The 462-nt window shown below is 72.3% G+C and carries 1 protein-coding gene; it reads right to left on the bottom strand.

The annotated features are described in order from the left end of the window. A partial coding sequence (locus LPA54_RS38065; protein WP_228984966.1) for a GntR family transcriptional regulator occupies positions 1 to 316 on the bottom strand: 316 nt, incomplete at its 3' end. Positions 317 to 462 lie beyond the last annotated feature (146 nt).

Here is a 462-nt window from a genome sequence, read left to right as displayed (position 1 = left end):
ACTCCAGGATGCGGCTGGTCCACACGCCGTTGGCCCGTGGCACGGCCAACGCGCCGTGTTCCGGGACCAGTTCCTGGGTGATCTTCTCCGCGGCGACGAACATGCCCCGGCCGTGCTCGCGCACCAGCAGTCCCGCGACCACGAGTTCGTCGACCGCCGCCCGCACGGTGGGGCGCGAGACGCCGAGCCGGGCGCAGAGGGCCCGCTCGGAGGGGACGGCGTCCCCGGGGCGGCGGGCCTCGATGAGTTCGAGGAGCGCGTCGCGCACCCGTTCACGCTTGAGCACCGCACCCGAGGCGGCGGGATCGATGGCCATGCGGGTCTCTCCTCGTCGTCGGCCGCGGGCGGGCGTGGCGACTGGTACGCCCCCGACCTTAACTGGTCCGGTCACCACCGTGACGCCCCACGGCGCGGTCAACTCGCTTTTCAGCAGGTGGGGTTGACGCGCCCATTGGTCTATGC

This window comes from Streptomyces sp. DH12 (assembly GCF_020873895.1).
Classification (GTDB): Bacteria; Actinomycetota; Actinomycetes; order Streptomycetales; family Streptomycetaceae; genus Streptomyces.
Note: the sequence above shows the minus strand (reverse complement) of the source record. Positions and strands in the feature narration are given on the sequence as shown.